The organism is Mesorhizobium calcicola (assembly GCF_042682105.1).
Taxonomy (GTDB): Bacteria; Pseudomonadota; Alphaproteobacteria; order Rhizobiales; family Rhizobiaceae; genus Mesorhizobium; species Mesorhizobium calcicola.
Genome location: NZ_JBHUGY010000051.1, coordinates 21,929 through 42,184, shown reverse-complemented (window position 1 = coordinate 42,184; position 20,256 = coordinate 21,929). Strand labels below are relative to the sequence as shown.

At 64.2% G+C, this 20,256-nt stretch carries 18 protein-coding genes and 1 pseudogene; 17 read left to right on the top strand and 2 right to left on the bottom strand.

From position 1 onward, the window contains the following. The first annotated feature begins 193 nt into the window (after positions 1-193). The 11 genes from ACFSQT_RS29570 to apnL all read left to right on the top strand — a co-directional run bounded on the left by ACFSQT_RS29570 (position 194) and on the right by apnL (position 13,773). On the top strand, positions 194-508 hold the full coding sequence (locus tag ACFSQT_RS29570; RefSeq protein ID WP_379024779.1) for a hypothetical protein: 315 nt from the start codon (positions 194-196) through the stop codon (positions 506-508). A gap of 148 nt (positions 509-656) precedes the next feature. Further along, the gene (locus tag ACFSQT_RS29565; protein WP_379024777.1) at positions 657-1,679 is read left to right on the top strand and encodes an ABC transporter substrate-binding protein; all 1,023 of its coding nucleotides are present in this window, start codon (positions 657-659) and stop codon (positions 1,677-1,679) included. Positions 1,680-1,754: 75 nt separating this feature from the next. Further along, positions 1,755-4,238, top strand: coding sequence for an ATP-binding cassette domain-containing protein (locus tag ACFSQT_RS29560; RefSeq protein ID WP_379024775.1), 2,484 nt, complete (start codon positions 1,755-1,757; stop codon positions 4,236-4,238). Continuing rightward, positions 4,235-5,257 carry an ABC transporter permease gene (locus ACFSQT_RS29555; RefSeq protein ID WP_379024773.1) on the top strand — a complete coding sequence of 341 codons (1,023 nt, stop codon included), beginning with the start codon at positions 4,235-4,237 and terminating at the stop codon, positions 5,255-5,257. Before ACFSQT_RS29560 ends, ACFSQT_RS29555 begins: the two co-directional genes overlap by 4 nt. A gap of 109 nt (positions 5,258-5,366) precedes the next feature. Continuing rightward, positions 5,367-6,194, top strand: a complete 828-nt coding sequence (locus ACFSQT_RS29550) for a phosphogluconate dehydrogenase C-terminal domain-containing protein (RefSeq protein WP_379024771.1) — start codon at positions 5,367-5,369, stop codon at positions 6,192-6,194. Positions 6,195-6,611: 417 nt separating this feature from the next. After that, entirely contained in the window at positions 6,612-7,553 is a 942-nt protein-coding gene (locus ACFSQT_RS29545; protein ID WP_379024769.1) for a D-ribose ABC transporter substrate-binding protein, read from the top strand. 78 nt (positions 7,554-7,631) lie between these two features. After that, positions 7,632-8,291, top strand: a complete 660-nt coding sequence (locus ACFSQT_RS29540; RefSeq protein WP_379024825.1) for a DUF2291 family protein — start codon at positions 7,632-7,634, stop codon at positions 8,289-8,291. Continuing rightward, positions 8,288-9,844 carry a sugar ABC transporter ATP-binding protein gene (locus ACFSQT_RS29535; RefSeq protein WP_379024767.1) on the top strand — a complete coding sequence of 519 codons (1,557 nt, stop codon included), beginning with the start codon at positions 8,288-8,290 and terminating at the stop codon, positions 9,842-9,844. The genes ACFSQT_RS29540 and ACFSQT_RS29535 overlap by 4 nt, the downstream gene beginning before the upstream one ends. Further along, on the top strand, positions 9,837-10,901 hold the full coding sequence (locus ACFSQT_RS29530) for an ABC transporter permease (protein WP_379024765.1): 1,065 nt from the start codon (positions 9,837-9,839) through the stop codon (positions 10,899-10,901). The genes ACFSQT_RS29535 and ACFSQT_RS29530 overlap by 8 nt, the downstream gene beginning before the upstream one ends. 2 nt (positions 10,902-10,903) lie before the next feature. Continuing rightward, complete coding sequence (locus tag ACFSQT_RS29525) at positions 10,904-11,938, top strand: Gfo/Idh/MocA family protein (RefSeq protein WP_379024763.1); 1,035 nt, start codon at positions 10,904-10,906, stop codon at positions 11,936-11,938. Then, entirely contained in the window at positions 11,935-13,773 is a 1,839-nt protein-coding gene (gene apnL / locus ACFSQT_RS29520) for a D-apionate lactonase (protein ID WP_379024761.1), read from the top strand. The genes ACFSQT_RS29525 and apnL overlap by 4 nt, the downstream gene beginning before the upstream one ends. Before the next feature lie 10 nt (positions 13,774-13,783). Here apnL and ACFSQT_RS29515 read toward each other — a convergent pair whose 3' ends face one another. Beyond that, entirely contained in the window at positions 13,784-14,497 is a 714-nt protein-coding gene (locus ACFSQT_RS29515) for a transcriptional regulator NanR (protein ID WP_379024759.1), read from the bottom strand. A 186-nt stretch (positions 14,498-14,683) separates the two neighbouring features. Here ACFSQT_RS29515 and oiaX point away from each other — a divergent pair, with 186 nt between their 5' ends. The 6 genes and pseudogenes from oiaX (at position 14,684) to ACFSQT_RS29485 (ending at position 19,453) form a co-directional block, all read left to right on the top strand. Beyond that, positions 14,684-15,934 (top strand): 3-oxo-isoapionate-4-phosphate decarboxylase OiaX, encoded by a 1,251-nt coding sequence (oiaX, locus tag ACFSQT_RS29510; RefSeq protein WP_379024757.1) that lies wholly within the window; start codon positions 14,684-14,686, stop codon positions 15,932-15,934. 3 nt (positions 15,935-15,937) lie between these two features. Further along, the gene (locus tag ACFSQT_RS29505; RefSeq protein WP_379024755.1) at positions 15,938-17,272 is read left to right on the top strand and encodes a four-carbon acid sugar kinase family protein; all 1,335 of its coding nucleotides are present in this window, start codon (positions 15,938-15,940) and stop codon (positions 17,270-17,272) included. A gap of 57 nt (positions 17,273-17,329) precedes the next feature. After that, positions 17,330-18,088, top strand: a complete 759-nt coding sequence (locus ACFSQT_RS29500; protein ID WP_379024823.1) for a triose-phosphate isomerase — start codon at positions 17,330-17,332, stop codon at positions 18,086-18,088. A gap of 10 nt (positions 18,089-18,098) precedes the next feature. After that, positions 18,099-18,554, top strand: coding sequence for a D-erythrulose-4-phosphate isomerase (gene derI / locus ACFSQT_RS29495; RefSeq protein ID WP_379024753.1), 456 nt, complete (start codon positions 18,099-18,101; stop codon positions 18,552-18,554). A gap of 107 nt (positions 18,555-18,661) precedes the next feature. Continuing rightward, positions 18,662-19,228, top strand: a pseudogene (locus ACFSQT_RS29490) (dihydroxyacetone kinase subunit DhaK); the annotation flags it as partial. Between the two features lie 69 nt (positions 19,229-19,297). Then, positions 19,298-19,453, top strand: coding sequence for a hypothetical protein (locus tag ACFSQT_RS29485; protein ID WP_379024751.1), 156 nt, complete (start codon positions 19,298-19,300; stop codon positions 19,451-19,453). A gap of 322 nt (positions 19,454-19,775) precedes the next feature. On the opposite strand, the gene ACFSQT_RS29480 is transcribed toward ACFSQT_RS29485, so the two are convergent. Continuing rightward, the gene (locus tag ACFSQT_RS29480; protein ID WP_379024749.1) at positions 19,776-20,228 is read right to left on the bottom strand and encodes a MarR family winged helix-turn-helix transcriptional regulator; all 453 of its coding nucleotides are present in this window, start codon (positions 20,226-20,228) and stop codon (positions 19,776-19,778) included. Between the last annotated feature and the right edge of the window lie 28 nt (positions 20,229-20,256).

Sequence of the window (20,256 nt, the reverse complement as noted above, 5' to 3'; positions counted from 1 at the left end):
TAGGATGGGCGTAACATATTGGCGGATAACGATTATTTTAGTCACTGAGGGACAGGATTTTCAATAAAAACTCAAGGATTTAGCGGCCGGTTTGCCAACCCATATCCGTCGTATGTTCTCGTATGGTCTGGCGAACCCATAAACCAAGAGGAGGAATGAACCCTCCTCTCGGAGGCAATACGGCTCGCGCACGTTGAACGGCAACCCCCGCATTTTGAACGAACCCGGCGACGGCCCGTTAGGCTTGACGCGAGACCAGGCCGCGCTCGGCGAGAAAATCCCGCCTCGCCGCGTCTCGCGCGAGCGCCGCAACGATTCGCTTCACCAGCTCATCCTTGTGAGGGCCGGCCAAATCGAGGATGGTTTCCACCTCGACGCCATCGGCCGTGAAGAATCGAACTGGGGGTTCTTTTTTCTTTCGCGCCATAGTGAGGCCACCGACTGCGGTTGGAATAAAAGCAGCCTCGTACAAAGGCAATACGAAACCGAAAAAGGACGCGGCAGATAGGCATTCGCATATGCCTGTCACGAATCTCCGCCACTCGCAGGGGTAGCAAAGGCACTTGTCTATTTGGTATGCTGGTATAATATGTACCTGACATAGCGTGATCCTCAGCATTGCGCTGCGTCCTATGGTCTTTCTGGGAGGAGATACAATGAGACTTACAATCGTGGCGGCGCTTGCCAGCGCCGCGCTGGCGAGCGTGTGCGTGCTGCCGGCAATGGCATCATCGGACAAGCCGGTCATCGCGCTGACCAATGCCTATTACGGCAACACCTGGCGCCACCAGATGGTGGAAGCCTTCGAGGCCTCGGCCAAGGAAGCCAAGGCCGCCGGCCAGATCGCCGACTACATCGTCATGAACGGCGACGGCTCGGTCGCGCAGCAGAACAGCCAGATCGCCGAACTGATCCTGAAGAAGGTCGACGTGCTGGCGGTCGACGCCGCCTCTGAAACCGCGGTCAACGGCATCATCGAAAAGGCCTGCAAGGCCGGCATCATCGTCGTCTCCTTCGATTCGGTCGCCTCGGCGCCCTGTAACTACCAGCTCAATTTCGACTTCAAGGGCTACAAGGCGACCCAGGCCGAAGCCGTGTTCAAGATGCTCGGCGGCAAGGGCAACGTCATCCAGGTGCGCGGCGTAAAGGGTTCGGCACCCGACAACGACATGTTCAACGCGCAGAAGTCGGTGCTGGCGAAATACCCCGACATCAAGGTGGTGGCCACCGTCTACGGCCAGGCGACCGCCTCGGTGGCGCAGGCCGCGATCGCCAACGTCCTACCCTCGCTGCCGCATGTCGACGCCGTGCTCGGCCAGGGCGGCAGCGACGACGTCGGCATCGCGCAGGCCTTCGTCCAGTATGGCGGCGACTATGCCGGCAAGATGCCGATCATCGAAGGCGGCGGCGGCACCGACTTCGTCAAATGGTGGGCAGACGAGAATGCCAAGAACGGCTACCAGACCGTGTCGATGAACACCACGCCGGGCATTGGCGGCGCCGCCTTCTGGCTCGGCCTGTCGCTGCTGAAAGGCGCGCAGGCGCCGAAGCTGATGATCATGCCGGTGGCGACGGTCGACGCCGGCAATCTCAAGGAATATGCGAAACTGCCGGGCGGCCAGATCATCAGCCCGAGCTATTCGCTGGACTGGGTGAAGCAGAACCTGCTCAGCAAGTAGCGCGACCAGCCGGCTTCGATCGGGCGCTGTTGAAAGACTGCGCCCGATCTTGCCGTCGCAGAAAACGGAGGACGAATGTCCCAGCTTGCCGTTGTCGATCAGGATGGTGGCGCCTCCACGGTGCCTGCCGCTGCTGCCCGGCCAAGCGTCGTCGCGCTCAGCCGGATCACCAAGAGCTTCGGGCCGACGCTTGCCAATGCGGGCATCGATCTTTCCGTCAGCGCCGGCGACGTGATCGGGCTGGTCGGCGGCAACGGCGCCGGCAAATCCACGCTGATGCGCATCCTGTGCGGCGCGATGTGGCCGACGCTAGGCTCGATTGCCTTTGCCGGCGAGCCGCTGGACTTCACCGGCTACGACACCAACGAGGCGCAGCGGCGCGGCATCCGCATGGTGCACCAGGAGCTGTCGCTCTGCGCCAACCTCTCGGTCGCCGAAAATTTCTTCCTCGAAACACCGGGCGAAGCGGCCAGCCGCCCGGGCTGGCGGGCGCTCTACCGGACCCGTGCCCGCGCGACACTCGACGCCGTCTTTCCCGGCAACGGCATCGACGCCGACGCCGAGGTCGGCCACCTCTCCATTGCCGAACGGCAGATGGTGGAAATCGCGCGCGCGGCGGCAACGCCCGGCGCCAAGCTGATCGTGCTCGACGAGCCGACCTCATCGCTCGACCTCGACCGCTCGAAACAGTTGCGCGCCTTCGTCCGCGAGCGGGCGAAGGTCGGGCTCGCCTTCATCTTCATCAGCCACAAGCTGCAGGAAATCATCGACATCGCCACCGAAATCGTGGTGCTGCGCAACGGCCGCACCGCCTGGCAGGGCAAGGTCGCAGATGCTTCGATCGCCGGGCTGGTGCAGCTGATGGGCGGCGACGCCAATCCGGTCCACCAGCACAGCGTCTCTGCAGCATCCTCAAAGGACGTGCTGGTGCGGCTCTCCGGCCCGCTGACGGCGGAGCTCGGCCACGACATCGACATCGTGCGCGGCGAGATCGTCGGACTGGCCGGCCTCGAAGGCAGCGGCCAGAAGGAATTGCTGCACGCGATCTTCGGCACCGGCCGCAGGCAGGACGCGGCGGTCGCAAGGCGCGCCGAGGCGAGCTTCATCGCCGGCGACCGGCAGAAGGAAGGCGTCTTCCCGCTGTGGAGCGTGCTGTCAAACATCAGCATCGGCGCGCTTGCCCGCCGGCCGGCGCTCGGCCTGGTTTCCGAGCGCGCCAACCGCGATACGGCGAGCGGCGCCGCCGGCAAGTTGCGGCTGGACGACAAGCGCTTCCAGTCCAACATCACCGAGCTCAGCGGCGGCAACCAGCAGAAGGCGCTGGTCGCCCGCGCGCTGGTCACCGATGCGCCGGTCATCCTGCTCGACGACCCGACGCGCGGCGTCGATATCGCCACCAAGCAGGATTTTTACCGGCTCTGCAACGAGATCGCACGTGGCGGTCGCACCCTGGTCTGGCACACGACCGAGGACGCCGAACTGCTCGCCTGCGACCGCGTGCTGGTGTTCGCCGGCGGACGCATCGTGCGGGAACTGGCGGGCGAAGCGATCACGGAATCGGCGATCGTCGGCGCCTCCTTCACCCAACCGACGGAAAAGCTCGCCGACGCCGAGCCAAAGGCGGCGACAGCTGCCGGACTTGCCCGGCGGCTGGTGAACGCGGCGCCCTTCATCGGGCTTGCCGCGGTGCTGGGCGTCATGATCTCGGCCAACCCGGCGGTCGCCTCGATCTTCGGCCTCGACCTGCTCCTGATGCCGGCGCTGTCTCTGGTGCTGGTCACGGCGGCGCAGATGTTCATCGTCGGCGGCAGCGAGATCGACCTTGGCGTCGGCGCCTTCGCCGGGCTGGTCAGCGTGCTCAGCGCCACGCTGCTCTACGACCAGCCATGGCTCGGCGCTCTCGCGCTGGTGGCGGCGCTCGCCGCCTATGCCGGGCTCGGCAACCTGATCCAGGCGCGCAAGATCCCGGCCATCGTCGTCACGCTCGGCGCCTCCTTCATCTGGGTGGGGATCGGCTATGCGCTGCAGCCGACGCCGGGCGGCGCCAGCCCCGACTGGCTGACGGCGCTGTTCGGCTGGTCGGTCGGGTTCTTGCCGACCTCGATCATCCTCATTGCGGCCGTCGCGCTGATCGTGTTGGTCATCGACCGGCTGCCGCTCGGCGTGGTGCTGCGCGGCTTCGGCAACAACCCGACGGCGATGATCCGCTCGGGCTGGTCGCCGACGCGCTATGCGCTGGTGCGCTATCTCATCGCCGGGCTGTTCGCCGGTGCGGCCGGCCTGTCGCTGACGGCGATCAACACGGCAAGCGACATCAATTCCGGCAATTCCTTCACGCTGCTCAGCGTCGCCGCCGTGGTAATGGGCGGTTGCTCGCTGCTCGGCGGCATCATCTCACCGGTGGGTGCCATCGCCGGCGCGGTGACGCTGTCGCTGATCGGCGCCCTGCTTGGCACGCTCAGCGTCAGCAGCGACTACAACGCGGCCACGCAAGGGCTGATCCTGATCGCGCTGCTGACGCTGCGCAGCCTGACCGCCGACCGCAGGAGCGAACAATGAACGCTCTGACCGCCTTCAATATCTGGGCGCAGAAGAACCGCTGGATCTGGGCAGCGATCGGCGTGCTGTTTCTGTGGCTGGTGCTTTCGGTCGTCACCAACCGCTTCAGCCTGTCCAGCCTGTCCGGCATCATGCTGTCGGCGTCGTTCCTGACGGTGGTCGGCATCGGCCAGATGTTCGTGGTGACGACGGGGCGCGGCAACATAGATCTGTCCGTGGCTTCAGTGATCACGCTCAGCGCCTTCGTCGCGCTGCTGACCATCAAGGGGCAGGATGCCAATCTTGACATCGGCGTCGCCGCCGCCATCCTGCTCGGCCTTGCCGTCGGTGTGCTGAATTCGCTGCTGGTCGTCGGGCTCGGTATTCCGGCCATCATCGCGACGCTGGCGACCGGCTATGTGCTGGCGACGGCGACGCTGCTGTCGAACCGGGCGATACCGGGTTTCGCCGTCAGCCCGGCGCTGAAGACGCTTGCGAGCGGCCGCGTTTCCGGCGTGCCGATCATGGCCATCATCGCCATCGTCGGCGTGGCCGCGACCTCGTTCGTGCTGCGCTACACCGTGTTCGGCCAGCTTCTGTCGGCGGTCGGTCAGAACCGCGCCGCGGCGCGGCTCGCCGCGATCAGGAACGGCAGGGTGATCGCCTCGGCCTTCATCATCTCGTCGGTGCTGGCGTCGCTCAACGGGCTGCTGCTCGGCGCCTATATAGGCGGCGCCTTCCTCGAGATGGGCCAGCCCTATCTGTTGCAGTCGATCGCCGCCGTGGTGCTCGGTGGGACGCTGATCTTCGGCGGCTCGGCGACGGCTGTCGGCACCTTGTTCGCCAGCATCCTTCTGATCCTCATCGTCACCACCATGCAGATCATCGGTATGCCGCCCGGCGTCCAGGACATCGTCCAGGGCATCGTCGTCATCTTCGTGCTGGCACTGGCCGGACGCCAGGCGTTGGCGCGGCCCGCGCTGACTGAGCTGGCAGCCGATGATGCCACTGCCGTACAGACGGGCGACCTGCCGGCATGAAACGGCAACGAAGGCTCTGGTCAAACCATCGCATTATGGTAGAGTGATTATACCAGTTGATAACGTGACGATCGGCGCGGCCATCGTTGGAAATCGGGAGCAAGCATAGATGACAACGATTGCGCTGTTCGGAGCCGGTGGGAAAATGGGCTATCGCCTGTCGACCAATTTTCGCGGATCGGACTACACGATCCGCCATGTCGAGGTCAGCGAGGCGGGCTGCGAGCGGCTGAAGACCGGACTGGGCTTCGATGCGGTCGGCGCCGACGAGGCGCTCAAGGGTGCCGATGTGGTGATCCTGGCTGTGCCGGACACGCATATCGGCAAGGTCGCGGCGAGCATCGAGAGCAAGCTGGCGGCGGGGACGATGGTGGTGGTGCTTGATGCCGCCGCCCCTTTCGCCGGCCATTTGCCGGACCGTCCCGACCTCACCTATTTCGTCACCCATCCCTGCCATCCGCCGATCTTCAACGACGAGACCGACATGGCCGCCAAGAAGGACTTCTTCGGCGGCGTCAAGGCCAAGCAGCATTTCGTCAGTGCCCTGATGCAGGGGCCGGAGGCGGACTACGCCAAGGGCGAGGCGATCGCCCGTATCATCTGGGCGCCGGTGATGCGCTCGCATCGCGTCACGGTCGAGCAGATGGCGCTGCTGGAGCCCGGCCTTTCGGAGACGGTGTGCGCCTCGCTGCTGGTCGTCATGAAAGAGGCAATGGACGAAGTCGTGGCGCGCGGCGTCGAGCGGCAGGCCGCGCTCGACTTCCTGCTCGGCCACATGAACGTGCTCGGCGCCGTCATCTTCGGCGAGACCAAGGGCGTGTTCTCCGACGCCTGCAACAAGGCGATCGAATTCGGCAAGCCGGTCTTGATGCGCGACGACTGGAAGCGTGTCTTCGAACCGGAAGAGATCGCCGCGAGCATCCAGCGCATTACCTGAGGAGGGACGCTCCTCCTTCTCCCCTTGTGGGAGAAGGTGGATCGGCGCGCAGCGCCGAGGCGGTTGAGGGGTGAGTGACGAATGCTATCGGCGCCAAGCTGGAGCACCCCTCATCCGACCGAGCTTCGCTCGGCCACCTTCTCACAAGGGGAGAAGGAAGGTTCCGGCAGCAGATCAGATACATATCACCTCAAATAGTGGTTGACTCATTATACCAGCTGGCTAAGCTGTTCACGAACTCGGATCAGTCAAGAATCGAGGCTGGACGTGTGGAGGACGGCGGGGGGAGCGACGATCCGTGCAATGGCAAGCCGGCAAACGGCTTTCGGATCCGCAGCCTGTGCTGCCTGACGAATTTGAATGCAGACAGTAGCCTGGATTGACCCAGGCATGCTTTTTTTTCAACGGGAGGAACTTATGAAACTCACTCGCAGAATGACCTTTGCGGCCTTTGCCGGCATGCTGGCGCTCGCCACCGCGATGCCTGCCAATGCGGCGGACCTGATCGCCATCATCACGCCGTCGCACGACAATCCGTTCTTCAAGGCGGAGGCCGTCGGCGCCGAAGCCAAGGCCAAGGAACTCGGCTACGAGGCGCTGGTGCTGGTCCATGACGACGACGCCAACAAGCAGTCCGAGCTTATCGACACGGCGATCGGCCGCGGCGCCAAGGCGATCATCCTCGACAATGCCGGCGCCGACGCCACCGTCGCCGCCGTGCAGAAGGCCAAGGACGCCGGCGTTCCTGCCTTCCTGATCGACCGCGAGATCAACGCCACCGGCGTCGCCGTGGCGCAGATCGTCTCCAACAATTACCAGGGCGCCCAGCTCGGCGCGCAGGAATTCGTCAAGCTGATGGGCGAGAAGGGCAATTTCGTCGAACTCGTCGGCAAGGAATCCGACACCAATGCCGGCATCCGCTCGAAGGGCTATCACGACGTCATCGGCGACTATCCGGACCTGAAGATGGTTGCCCAGCAGTCGGCCAACTGGAGCCAGACGGAAGCCTATTCCAAGATGGAATCGATCCTGCAGGCCAACCCCGACATCAAGGGCGTGATCTCCGGCAACGACACGATGGCGATGGGCGCCTATGCAGCACTTGCCACCGCCGGCCGCAAGGACGTCATCGTCGTCGGCTTTGACGGATCGAACGACGTGCGCGACTCCATCACCTCCGGCGGCATCAAGGCGACCGTGCTGCAGCCGGCCTTCGCGCAGGCGCAGATGGCTGTCGTGCAGGCCGACGACTACATCAAGAACAAGAAATCTCCCGCCCAGGAAAAGCAGCTGATGGATTGCGTGCTGGTCAATGGCGACAATGCCAAGAAGCTGGAGACTTTCGCGCTCACCAACTGAGCCGGCATCACATCAATCGCAAGGGACGGACCTGAGGTCCGTCCCTTGCCCAATTTCCGTGGGTGCTTCCTGACCGCCATGCCGAACAAGCTGACCTGGTTGAGCTTCGCCGTGCCAATTCTTGCCGGAATGGCCGGCCTCGGGCTCACCGCTTGCAAGATCCTGCCGACGCCGTCGGCGCAGGGCGGCGGCAACGCGCCGGCCTTCAATCCAGACAAGATGGTCGAGGACATCTGGACGCCGAAAGTGATCCCCTATCTGCAGCACAAGGGCGGACCGTTCCCCGAAGTGCACGCCTTAGCCACCACCGATCAGGCGGCCGCTGGCGCCAAATACGGCAATCCGAAGAAGCAGGCGAATTCGCCCTGGACCTTCGCGGTGCGGCTGGAGGGCAAGATCGTCGCCGCCAACACCCAGTCGCGCGCGGCGACCATCGACGTCGATGTCGACGGCGACGGCAAGGCCGATGCGCGGGTGCAGATCGGACCGGCGGTGCGTGGCACCGCGCTGCGCGACAGCCTGGATTTCATCCAGTTCAACGACTTCACCAACCAGATCGACTTCGCCCAGTTCGGCAAGGCGTTCAACACTTATGCCGATAAGACGGTGCTGTCCAAGCTGCCGCGCGAGGCGCTCGAAGGCCGCAGCACCAAGGTGCTCGGCGCCTATACGCTGGGCAGCGGCCAGGACCTGCCGCTGGTGACGCCGGCGGAGGCCGAGATCGGGCCAAAGCCATGAGCGCGGAAACCGAGTGCGATGTCATCCTGAAGCTGGAGGATGTCTCCAAGGTCTATTCCGGCACCGTCGCGGTCAAGCGCGCGAATTTCGAGGTGCGCAGGGGCGCCGTCAACGTGCTGGTCGGCGAGAACGGCGCTGGAAAGTCGACGCTGATGAAAATCATCGCCGGCGTCGAGCAGCCGACCGCCGGGCGCATCCTGCTGGAGGGCGAAGAGGTTTCGTTCTCGTCGTCCGGCGATGCAGTGAACCGCGGCATCGGCATGGTGTTCCAGGAACTCAACCTGTTCGGAAATCTGACGGTCGCCGAAAACATCTTCGCCACCCGCGAAATCACCAACCGCTTCCGCAAGATCGACCGTAGGGAACAGGAGCGCCGCGCGGCGGAATTCCTCGAGAGGCTGCAGGCTGGCATCCGGCCGGACATGCTGGTCGAGGATTTGCGCATCGGCCAGCAGCAGCTGGTCGAGATCGCCAAGGCGGTTTCGCTCGACGCGCGCATCCTGATCATGGACGAGCCGACCTCAGCGCTGAGTGCTTCGGAAGTCGAGATCCTGTTTAAGGTGATCGCCGACCTCAAGGCGCGCGGCGTAGCCATCGTCTACATCTCGCACCGGCTCGAGGAACTGATCCGCATCGGCGACTACATCACCGTGCTGCGAGACGGCCGCATCACCGGCCAGGAGCAGATGAAGAACGTCGACACGCAGTGGATCGTGCGGCAGATGATCGGCTCCGACGCCAAGGACTTCGCCAAGGCGGACGGCCACGCTCCCGGCGAGGAGATCTTCCGCGCCGAGGAAATCTGCCTGCCGCGCGCGACCGGCGGGCTCGCCGTCGACCATGTCTCGCTGTCGCTGCGCGCCGGCGAGATCTTGGGCATCTACGGCTTGATGGGCGCCGGGCGCAGCGAATTGTTCGACTGCATCATGGGCCGCCACGGCGATGCCACTGGTTCGATCTTCATCGGCGGCAAAAAGGTAAGGGAGCGCGACACGACGCGGCGCATCCGGCGCGGCCTGGCGCTGATCCCCGAAGACCGCCAGCGCGAAGGGCTGGTGTCGATCCTCTCCGTCGCCAGCAATTTGACGCTGGCCAGCCTGTCGCGCCTTGCCCGCCTGTTCCACATCCGTGGCGCCGAGGAGCGGCAGGCGGTGACCGGCATGGTGCGGGAGCTGGCGATCAAGGTCGCCGACCCGGCGCAGGAGGTCTCCTCACTGTCCGGCGGCAACCAGCAGAAGGTGGTGATCGGCAAGGCGCTGCTCACCGGACCAAAAGTGCTTTTGATGGACGAGCCCAGCCGCGGCATCGATGTCGGCGCCAAGGCGGACGTGTTCCGCACCATGCGCAAGCTGTCGCGCGATGGGCTCGGCATCCTGTTCGCCACTTCGGACCTCGACGAGGTGATGGCGCTGTCCGACCGCATCGCGGTGATGAGCAATGGAAAACTGACCGGCATGTTCGATCGCGCCGAAGCGACGGAGGCGGCGATCGTCGCCGCATCGGCGCTTGGCCACGGACCGGCGGGGCGTAGGGAGACCACCACCCATGACTGACATCCCGGCCAAGGCGGCTGCCCCTTCCGCATCGAGCGGCTCCCTACTTCTGACGCTGATGAAGCTCAGGACCTTCATCGCGCTGATCGCGGTGCTGGTGTTCTTCTCGATCGCCGCGCCCAACTTCCTGTCAGCCGCCAACCTGATCCTGATGGCCAAGCACGTGGCGCTGAACGCCTTCCTGGCCATGGGCATGACCTTCGTCATCATCACCGGCGGCATCGACCTTTCGGTGGGCTCGATCGTCGGCCTGTGCGGCATGGTCGCCGGCTATCTAGTGCTCAACGGCATCGACCTGCAAATCGGCTACACCATCTATTTCAACGTCGTCGAGATTGCCCTTATCACGCTGGCCGTCGGCATAGCGATCGGCGCCGTCAACGGGCTGCTGATCACCCGGCTCAATGTCGCGCCGTTCATCGCCACGCTCGGCGTGCTCTATGTTTCGCGCGGCCTAGCGCTGCTGTCATCGGATGGCCGTACCTTCCCCAACCTCGTCGGCAAGCCGGAACTCGGCACCACCGGCTTCGGCTATCTCGGCGCCGGCAAGCTGCTCGGCCTGCCGGTCTCGATCTGGATCCTGATCGTGGTGGCGCTGGGAGCCGCCTATCTCGCCAAATACACGCCGCTTGGCCGCCACATCTTCGCCGTTGGCGGCAATGAGCGGGCGGCGCGGATTTCGGGTGTGCGCGTCAACATGGTGAAGATGTTCGTCTACATGTTCTCCGGCTTCTGCGCGGCGATCGTCGGCCTGATCATATCGTCCGAACTGATGGCCTCGCATCCGGCAACGGGCGAGAGCTTCGAGCTCAACGCGATCGCGGCGGCGGTGCTCGGCGGCACCTCGATGTCGGGCGGACGTGGCACGATCGGCGGCACCATCGTCGGCGCCTTCGTCATCGGCATACTGTCCGACGGTTTGGTGATGATGGGGGTCAGCTCGTTCTGGCAGATGGTGATCAAAGGCCTCGTCATCATCGTCGCCGTGGTCGTCGACCAGGCGCAGCGCCGGCTGCAAAGCCGCGTTACACTGATGCAGATGGCGAAGGTGGGCTGAGCATGGTGGCATTGCGCGGAGCGCTGATCGGCTGCGGCTTCTTTGCCGTCAACCAGATGCATGGCTGGCGCGACATCGAAGGCGCCTCGATCGTCGCCATCTGCGACCGCGATCCGGAACGGCTGCAGATCGTCGGCGACCAGTTCGGCATTGCGAAGCGCTACACCGACGCGGCGGCGATGTTCGAAGGCGAGGTGCTGGACTTCGTCGACATCGCCACCACCGCGCCCAGCCACCGGGCGCTGGTCGAACTGGCCGCCGCCCATCGCGTGCCGGCGATCTGCCAGAAACCGTTCGCGCCGACGCTTGCCGACGCCAAGGCGATGGTCAAAGCCTGTGCCGAGGCCGGCGTGCCGCTGATGGTGCACGAGAATTTCCGCTGGCAGTCGCCGATCCAGGCGGTGCACGCCACGCTCGACAGCGGCGAGATCGGCACGCCCTTCTTCGGCCGCATCTCCTTCCGCTCTGCCTATGACGTGTTTTCCGGCCAACCCTATCTGGCGACCGGCAAGCGCTTCATCATCGAGGATCTCGGCATCCATATCATCGACATCGCCCGCTTCCTGCTCGGCGACGTCTCGACGATCACGACGCGGACCCAGCGCATCAATCCCGCCATTGCCGGCGAGGATGTCGCGACCATGCTGATGGATCATGAAAGCGGCGCCACGTCGGTGGTCGACTGCAGCTATGCGAGCAGGCTTGCCGTCGAGCCGTTTCCGGAGACGCTGATCGAGATCGACGGCAGCGACGGCACGATCCGGCTGACGCAGGGCTACAAGCTCACCGTCAGCGGCAAGGGCGGAACGGTGGTGAGCGATGTGTCGCCGCCGCTGCTGCCCTGGGCGTCGCGGCCCTGGCACAACATCCAGGAAAGCGTCATCGCCATCCAGAAGCACTGGGTCGACTGCCTGGCGAAAGGAACAGACCCAGCCACCTCGGGCGCCGACAATCTCAAGACCTTCGCGCTGGTCGAGGCCGCCTATGCCGGTGCGGCCAGCCGCGAGCCTGTCCACCTCGATGCCTTGCTGAAATGACCGCCGACGCATTCCTCCTCTACGGCACGCATGCGGTCGAGGCCGAGCCGGTCAGGCTGCGTGCGGGCGCGCTCAGCGCCGACTTCGTCAACGGCAATCTGCGCACCATTCGTCACGGCGGCACCGAAGTGCTGCGCGCCATCGCCTATATCGTGCGCGACCGCGACTGGGGCACGTACCAGCCCGACCTTGCCGACCTTGTCATCGACCAGCGCGCCGATGCCTTCTCCGTCAGCTATGCGGCACGCTGCACGGGGCCGGACGGGAGCAAGCTCGACTTCCGCGCCACCATCAAAGGCTCTGCCGACGGCGAGTTGGTGTTCGACGTCAGCGCGTTCCCCCAAAGCGATTTCGAGACCAACCGCTGCGGCTTCTGCATCCTGCATCCGATCGCCGGTCTCGCCGGCAGCCCGGTGAAGGTCGAGCACACCGACGGCAGCGTGGAGGATACCAAGCTGCCGCTGCTGATCGATCCCTGGCAGCCCTTCAAGGATATTCGCGCCATCACGCATGAGGTCCGGCCGGGTGTGGCCGCCGAATGCCGGATGGAAGGCGACATTTTCGAGATGGAGGACCAACGCAACTGGTCGGATGCCTCGTACAAGACCTATGTCCGACCGCTGGCATTGCCATGGCCTTACATGCTGCCGGCCGGCCAGGCCAATCGCCAGACGATCAGCCTGCTTATTGCCGGCGACGGCAAGGCGCCGGCAGTTGCCGCAGCCTCCGAGCCGGTCCGCGTGACGCTCGGCGAGCCCGGTCCGGCGCTGCCCGACATCGGCGTGGTCATCTATCCTGAAGACGTCGAGGCGACCCTGGCGAAGCTTTCCGTGCTGATGGAGTTGGGGCCACGGCAATTGCTGCTCCACTACGATCCGACGCGCGGCCACGACTTCGACGCGCTGCGGGCCTTCGCCCGGCTCGCCGAGGCGTACAAGTCGGGCACGACGCTCGAATGCGTGGTCGCCTGCGAGGGCAATCTCGACGCCGAGCTTTCCGGCGTCGCCGGCATGGTGCGCCGGGCCGGCTTGCGGCTCGATGCCATCGCCGTCTCGCCTTCGGTCGACCGGCAGTCGACGCCGCCGGGCAGCGCCTGGCCGCCCTGCCCGCCGCTCGAGGATGTCTATGCCGCGGCGCGCTGCGCCTTCCCGGACATCCGCCTCGGCGGCGGCATGTTCAGCTATTTCACCGAACTCAACCGCAAGCGCGTTCCCGCCGGCCTGCTCGACTTCATCACCCACTGCACCTGCCCGATCGTGCATGCGGCCGATGACCTCAGCATCATGCAGTCGCTGGAGGCGCTGCCCTTCATCACCCAATCGGCGCGGGCCATCTTCGGCGGCAAACCTTACCGGATCGGGCCGTCGACCATCGCGATGCGGCAGAACCCCTATGGCGACGCGACCAAGGACAATCCGCAGGGACAGCGCATCGCCATGGCCAATCGCGACCCGCGCCATGCCGGCCTGTTCGGAGCCGCATGGACGATCGGCTATGCGGCACAGGTCGCACCAGCGGGGCTGGAGATGCTGACGCTCTCCAGCTTCACAGGGCCGTTCGGCGTGCTGGCGGGACCGGGCGAACCAGTCGCGGAAGGATCACCCCGGCCGATCTACAGGGCTATCAAGGGGCTTTGCGAACTGGCCGGCCTGGCACATGTTGGGGCAACGACGAGCGATGAGACCAAGGTGCTGGCGCTGGCTGGGCGATCCGCCTCCGGCCAGACCATCGTGTGGCTGGCGAACCTGACAGCGGAGGACGTGCCGGTCGACATCTCGGCGCTTGGCAGAGGCCGCCAGGTCATGACGCCCTACGCGATCACCCGGTTCGGCTGAACCTGCGGATTCACTTTTCGGAGTTCATCACATAGAGCGCACGCGAGCGCTCGAGATGTTTGATCATTGCCTTTTCGGCGCCTTCCACATCTTTCTTCTCGATGCGGCCGATAATCTCCGCGTGCTCTGTCAGCGTGAACTTTTCCTTGCCGGTCCAGATCAGCATCTCGGTGTGATATTCCTTCAGCCAGCCGAGCATGGCCTCGCTGACAGCGACATAGATCGGATTGCCGGAGATCGCCGCGATCTGGGTGTGAAACCGCATATCGGCGGAGATGAAGGCTTCGGCATCGCCGCGCGCGGCCCGCTGCTCGGCGACTGTTGCCTTGAGCCTTTGCACATCCTCGGGGGTCGCCTTCTCGGCAGCTTCCCTGACCATGCCGCGCTCGAAGAATATCCGGGCGCTCTTCAGATGCTCCAGCGTGTCTTTCGACGAGGAAAGGATGATCTTCGCTGCACCGTCGACCTGCTTGATGATCGACTTGGCGGTGAGTTGTAGCACCTTGGCCCGCTCGCCATGCGAGATCGCCACCAGCCCCATGTTGCTCAGCGCCTGCATCGCCTCGCGGATCGCCGGCCGGCCAACCTCGAAACGTTCCATCAATTCGCGTTCGGACGGCATATCGTCGCCCGGCTGCAGTTCGCCGCTGGTGATCAGCCGTTTCAGCCTTGCAAAGACTTCATCGGAAAGTTTGCGCCGGACGATCGGCTCCGAACGGTTCATCGTCGCGAATCACTCCCTTGACCAGTCCCTATCTAGCACTGCCGCCGCGATTCCCGGAATGTCGTGCGCTAAACCGGCACAAATCCCCGAGGCAGGATATCGCTTGCAATACTTATGTACTCATTATACCAGATTTCGAACAGCAGGGAATTCTTTTCGAACCCTTTCGACCCGAGACGGCCGGCCATGATCACCCTCACCTATCGCATCGAAACGTCCGGCAGCATCGAGGCGCTGGCGGCCAAGATCGCCAGCGACCAGTCGACCGGCACCTTCGTCGCGTTGCCCGGGGAAACCGAAGAGCTGAAAGCACGGGTGGCAGCGCGTGTGCTGGCAATCCGGCAGCTGCCGGACGCGGCGCTACCTTCTATGCCCGAAGCCGGCAGCGGCCCCTTCAAGCGTGCCGATGTTGATATCGCCTTTCCTTTCGACGCGATCGGCACCGATCTCGCGGCGCTGATGACGATTGCCATCGGCGGCACCTATTCGATCAGGGGCCTCACCGGCATCCGCATCATCGACATGAAGCTGCCGGAGGAATTCAGGGGCGCGCACCCCGGCCCGCAATTCAGCGTCGCCGGCAGCCGCAGACTGACCGGCGTCGAGGGACGCCCGATCATCGGCACCATCGTCAAGCCGGCGCTGGGCTTGAGGCCGCACGAGACGGCCGCGATAGTGGGCGAGTTGATCGAGGCCGGCGTCGACTTCATCAAGGACGACGAGAAGCTGATGAGCCCGGCCTATTCGCCGCTTTCGGAGCGGGTGAAGGCGATCATGCCTTTGATCCTCGATCACGAGCAGAAGACCGGCAAGAAGGTGATGTATGCCTTCGGCATCTCGCATGCCGATCCGGACCAGATGATGCGCAACCATGATCTTGTGGTCGAAGCCGGCGGCAATTGCGCTGTCATCAACATCAATTCCATCGGCTTTGGCGGCATGACTTACCTCAGGAAACGCTCCGGCCTGGTGCTGCATGCCCACCGCAATGGCTGGGACATCCTCACCCGTCATCCCGGCCTTGGCATGGATTTCAAGGTCTGGCAGCAGTTCTGGCGGTTGCTTGGCGTCGACCAGTTCCAGATCAACGGCATCGCGTCAAAGTATTGGGAGCCGGACGATTCCTTCATCCGTTCCTTCGAGGCGGTGACGACGCCGCTGTTTTCGCCCGACGATTGCGCCCTGCCGGTGGCGGGCTCGGGCCAATGGGGCGGCCAGGCGCCGGAAACCTACCAGCGAACCGGGCGCACGGTCGATCTGCTCTATCTCTGCGGCGGCGGCATCGTCAGCCATCCGGACGGGCTGGGCGCTGGCGTGCGCGCCGTGCAGCAAGCCTGGCAAGCGGCGGTCGACGGCATTCCGCTAGAGGATTTCGCCAAGAGCCATGTCGAATTGGCGCGCTCGATCGAAAAGTTCGGCGACGGCAAGGCGGCCTGAGCCATGCAGGACCTTCTGCTCAGCTATTATGGCGACGACCTCACCGGCTCGACCGACGTCATGGAGGCGCTCGAACTCGGCGGCGTGCCGACCGTGCTGTTCATGCGCCAGCCGGACGAAGCGCAGCTGGCGCAATTCTCGCACTGCCGCGCCGTTGGCCTCGCCGGCACCAGCCGCAGCGAGACGCCGCAGTGGATGGACACGCATCTCAAGGACGCCTTCGCCTGGCTGAAGACGCTGAATGCCGAAATCTGCCACTACAAGGTCTGCTCGACCTTCGATTCCAGTCCGGCGATCGGCAGCATCGGCCGGGCGATCGAGATCGGTCGCTCGGTGTTCGCGCAGGACAGTGTGCCGCTGGTGGTCGGCGCGCCGCAGCTCAAGCGCTACACCGCCTTCGGCCACTTGTTCGCGGCCTATCGCGATAAATACTACCGCATCGACCGTCACCCGGTGATGAGCCGCCACCCGGCGACGCCAATGGACGAGGCTGACCTCCTGGTCCATCTGTCGCGGCAGACCGCGCTATCCTCGGGATTGCTCGACCTGGCGACGCTGCGTTCGGCCGACCGGTCGACGGCCTTCGATCGCCTCGCTGAGGATGGCGCCGCGATCGTGCTTATCGATGTCGACAGTCGGCAGACCCAGGCGCTTGCCGGTAAGGAGATCTGGCGTAGCCGCAAGGCCGGCGGCTCCTTCGTCGTCGGCTCGTCCGGCGTCGAGTACGCGCTGCTCGCCGAATGGGCGGAGTCTGCCGCGGTCCGTGCCGAGTCCCGTTTTTCGCCGCCGGGCGCGGCCGATCGGATCGCCGTGGTGTCGGGCAGTTGCTCGCCAACGACGGAACGGCAGATCCGCCATGCGCTGTCCGACGGATTCGACGGCATCGAAGTCGATCCCATCGAACTGGTCTCGGAGACTTCCGAGCAGGCGATCACGCGTGCGGCGGCGAGCGGTCGCGCCAGTCTGGAAGCCGGGCGCAGCGTCATCCTGTACACGGCGCTCGGACCCGCGGCCGATCGGGGCGCCGCGATCGATCGTGAGCAAGGCGCACGCCACAAGCTCGGCCGCGGCCTCGGCACGCTGCTGCGGCAACTGACCGAAGAACAGGACCTGAAGCGCGTCATCATCGCAGGCGGCGACACGTCCAGCCATGCGCTCGGACAGATGGGCGTCGACGCGCTGACGGTCAGGATGCCGCTGCCGGCGTCACCCGGCTCGCCGCTCTGCGTTGCCCATTCGCACATCAACGCGATCGAGGGGCTGGAGGTGGCGTTGAAGGGCGGACAGGTCGGCACCGACCGCTACTTCTCCGCGATCCGTGATGGCCTCGGCGTTTGACAGCACCATGCCGCATTCATCCGCATTCGCTCGCCACGGGACTGATCAATGACAGACATGCCTCAAGTCTGGATCGGCACAAGTTGGAAAATGAACAAGACGCTCGCGGAAGCGCGCGCCTTCGCCGGCGGGCTGCTTACCGACCCGGAAGGTGACCCCCGTGTCCAGCGCTTCGTCATCCCACCCTTCACGGCGGGGCGAGAGGTCAAGGCGATACTGAAGGATACCTCCGTCAAGGTCGGAGCCCAAAACATGCATTGGGCCGACGAAGGTGCATGGACCGGCGAGATTTCGCCGGTGATGCTGAAGGACTGTAATTTGGATATCGTCGAGCTCGGCCATTCCGAACGCCGCGAGCATTTCGGCGAAACCGACGAAACCGTGGGCCTCAAGACGGAAGCCGCCATACGCCACGGCCTAGCTCCCTTGATCTGCATCGGCGAGACATTGTCCGAGCGCGAGGCCGGCCTCGCGCTCGACGTTCTCGACAGGCAGGTGCGCGGCGCGCTCTCCAAGCTCAGCGCCGCGCAGAAGCGTGCGCCGATCCTGCTCGCCTACGAGCCGGTCTGGGCAATCGGCATCAACGGCATTCCGGCGACCTCGGACTACGCCGATGCCCGCCAGGCGGAGATCATCGCTACCGCCCAGGACGTGCTCGGCCTGCGCGTCCCTTGCCTCTATGGCGGGTCGGTCAACCAGGACAATTGCGCCGACCTCATCGCATGCCCGCATATCGACGGGTTGTTCATTGGACGCGCCGCCTGGCAGGTCGAGGGCTACCTCGACATCCTGTCCAGATGCGCCGCCAAACTATAAGGAGACGATCATGAAGCTCGCGGTTGCAGGCGACAGCGCCGGCGAAGGCCTGGCCAGGGTTCTGGCCGATTATTTGAAGGACAGGCACGAGGTGTCGGAAGTGTCGCGCACCGAAGCCGGCCCTGACCCGTTCTACGCCAATTTGTCCGACCGGGTCGCGAGCGATGTGCTGGCCGGCAAGTATGACCGCGCCATTCTGATCTGCGGCACCGGCATCGGCGTCTGCATCTCGGCCAACAAGGTGCCGGGCATACGCGCGGCACTCACCCACGATACTTACTCCGCCGAGCGCGCAGCGCTGTCGAACAATGCCCAAATCATCACCATGGGCGCGCGCGTGATCGGGCCTGAACTGGCGAAGTCGATCGCCGATGCCTTTCTCAAGGAGACGTTCGACCCGCAGGGGCGGTCGGCCGGCACTGTCGCCGCCATCGATCAAGTTGACGCCAAATACAACGCTCGCTGACCCTTCGATACTTCCCGCTTCGCGACCTTGGCTGGGCCAGAAGACCGTTTCCACGCCGCCGCGAAACGCTCTAGTCTCGTGGCCGAAGACGATGCAGGGAGATGCGAATGAGCCTCACGCAAAAGCTGATCAATGACGGCAATGCTGCGGTCGACGAAATGCTGGTGGGCATCATGGCCGCGCATCCCGAGCATCTCTGGCGTCCGGACAACGCGCGGCGTGCGGTCGTCGCCAAACACGGTCCGCGGACCGGCAAGGTGGCGCCGGTAATCGGCGGCGGCTCAGGCCATGAGCCGACCTTCCTGGGCTATGTCGGCAAGGGATTAGCGGATGCCGCCGCGATCGGCAACGTATTCGCCTCGCCCCCACCGCAGCCGGCGGTCGACGCGGCGATGGCCGCGAGCGGTGGCGCCGGCGTCCTGTTCATGTATGGCAACTATGCTGGCGATGTGATGAACTTCGACATGGCTGCCGAGCTTCTGGAGATGGGAGGCATCGAGGCGCGTACTGTGCTGACCACCGACGACATCGCGTCGGCGCCGCGCGACCAGCTGCAAAAGCGCCGCGGCGTGGCCGGCAACGTGTTCATCTTCAAGGCCTCGGGTGCGGCGGCCGACATGATGATGCCGCTTGACGAGGTGGAGCGGATTGCCCGTCACGCCAACGACCGCACCTAACATGCCGAACTCTATTCGCGCGAGGCATGGCAGGTTCGCCTGGCGGTCCAGGGGATGGATCGAGTCGTGCGGCTGGTCACGCGCAAGCCGATGCTTGGCGAACCTATTGGCGAACCTCGTGGCGAACCACCCCTTAAACAATTGAAAAACAACGATAATGGTGGGCCCGGAGGACGTATTAAGATTGTTGATTTTGTTGAGTTTTTCGTGGGCCAAAATTAGAAGTCTTCCCGTATCGTTCCGCAGCCGAACGCTGCTGCTAGTTGTGTCCGGAAAACTGGCCAGGCGACTGGTCCATGGCGCCGACTCAGTCAGTGGGATCTGACACGAAGTACCACGCCTCGTCTTGCGGCCAAATCCGCGCTCTAATTCTCTGTGCCCGACCATCGAGGCTGATTCTTGCACCTGAATGTTCAAAGCTTCCCACCGTAAGAGCAATGAAACTTCTGTCCATCAATGCGCTAGGTGCATTCTAGGGAGGCACGCCGGACGTCCTGGTGGCTTAGCTTTCGAGCCAGCCTACCACTAGTCGCCGGTGATATATTCATCGTTCAGCTTCACCTCCATTCAGCTTCACCTCCTTTAGCGCGTTACGCAGCTCTTGAGCTCGCGCAACTCCGTTCAGCAAGCCAAATTGTTGCTGTGCTTCACGCCAGAGCGGGACAGATTGCTTGAACACGCGTTTGCCTTCTGGCGTGAGCGTTGCGAGGCGGCTGCGCTTGTCCGTAAGAGACGACTGTATTTGAACCAGGCCAGATCGCTCCAGCAGCGTCAGGTTCTTTCCCATGGCTGTGCGTTCGAGGTCGAGGCGATCGGCCAGATTGTTGACTGAGGCCTCATGTACCTCGTCGAGTACCGCCAGAATTAGATGCTGCGTGATACGCAAGCCGATTGGCTCGAGAAAGCGATCATAGAGGCGCGAAATCCGACGCGCGGCTTTCCGTACCGTGAAGCAATAGCATCCATCGATTGCCAGAGGTTGGTTGAGAGCTTGCATGGGGTCACCGATAGTCCATCGATTGGTC

Excerpts from the sequence above, each read along its gene's own strand:
- ACFSQT_RS29540 (WP_379024825.1), top strand. The coding sequence starts at position 7,632 with ATGCCGAACAAGCTGACCTGGTTGAGCTTCGCCGTGCCAATTCTTGCC.
- ACFSQT_RS29500 (WP_379024823.1), top strand. The coding sequence starts at position 17,330 with ATGCCTCAAGTCTGGATCGGCACAAGTTGGAAAATGAACAAGACGCTC.
- ACFSQT_RS29555 (WP_379024773.1), top strand. The coding sequence starts at position 4,235 with ATGAACGCTCTGACCGCCTTCAATATCTGGGCGCAGAAGAACCGCTGG.
- derI (WP_379024753.1), top strand. The coding sequence starts at position 18,099 with ATGAAGCTCGCGGTTGCAGGCGACAGCGCCGGCGAAGGCCTGGCCAGG.
- ACFSQT_RS29525 (WP_379024763.1), top strand. The coding sequence starts at position 10,904 with ATGGTGGCATTGCGCGGAGCGCTGATCGGCTGCGGCTTCTTTGCCGTC.
- ACFSQT_RS29530 (WP_379024765.1), top strand. The coding sequence starts at position 9,837 with ATGACTGACATCCCGGCCAAGGCGGCTGCCCCTTCCGCATCGAGCGGC.
- ACFSQT_RS29535 (WP_379024767.1), top strand. The coding sequence starts at position 8,288 with ATGAGCGCGGAAACCGAGTGCGATGTCATCCTGAAGCTGGAGGATGTC.
- ACFSQT_RS29560 (WP_379024775.1), top strand. The coding sequence starts at position 1,755 with ATGTCCCAGCTTGCCGTTGTCGATCAGGATGGTGGCGCCTCCACGGTG.
- apnL (WP_379024761.1), top strand. The coding sequence starts at position 11,935 with ATGACCGCCGACGCATTCCTCCTCTACGGCACGCATGCGGTCGAGGCC.
- ACFSQT_RS29545 (WP_379024769.1), top strand. The coding sequence starts at position 6,612 with ATGAAACTCACTCGCAGAATGACCTTTGCGGCCTTTGCCGGCATGCTG.
- oiaX (WP_379024757.1), top strand. The coding sequence starts at position 14,684 with ATGATCACCCTCACCTATCGCATCGAAACGTCCGGCAGCATCGAGGCG.
- ACFSQT_RS29505 (WP_379024755.1), top strand. The coding sequence starts at position 15,938 with ATGCAGGACCTTCTGCTCAGCTATTATGGCGACGACCTCACCGGCTCG.
- ACFSQT_RS29565 (WP_379024777.1), top strand. The coding sequence starts at position 657 with ATGAGACTTACAATCGTGGCGGCGCTTGCCAGCGCCGCGCTGGCGAGC.
- ACFSQT_RS29480 (WP_379024749.1), bottom strand. The coding sequence starts at position 20,228 with ATGCAAGCTCTCAACCAACCTCTGGCAATCGATGGATGCTATTGCTTC.
- ACFSQT_RS29515 (WP_379024759.1), bottom strand. The coding sequence starts at position 14,497 with ATGAACCGTTCGGAGCCGATCGTCCGGCGCAAACTTTCCGATGAAGTC.
- ACFSQT_RS29550 (WP_379024771.1), top strand. The coding sequence starts at position 5,367 with ATGACAACGATTGCGCTGTTCGGAGCCGGTGGGAAAATGGGCTATCGC.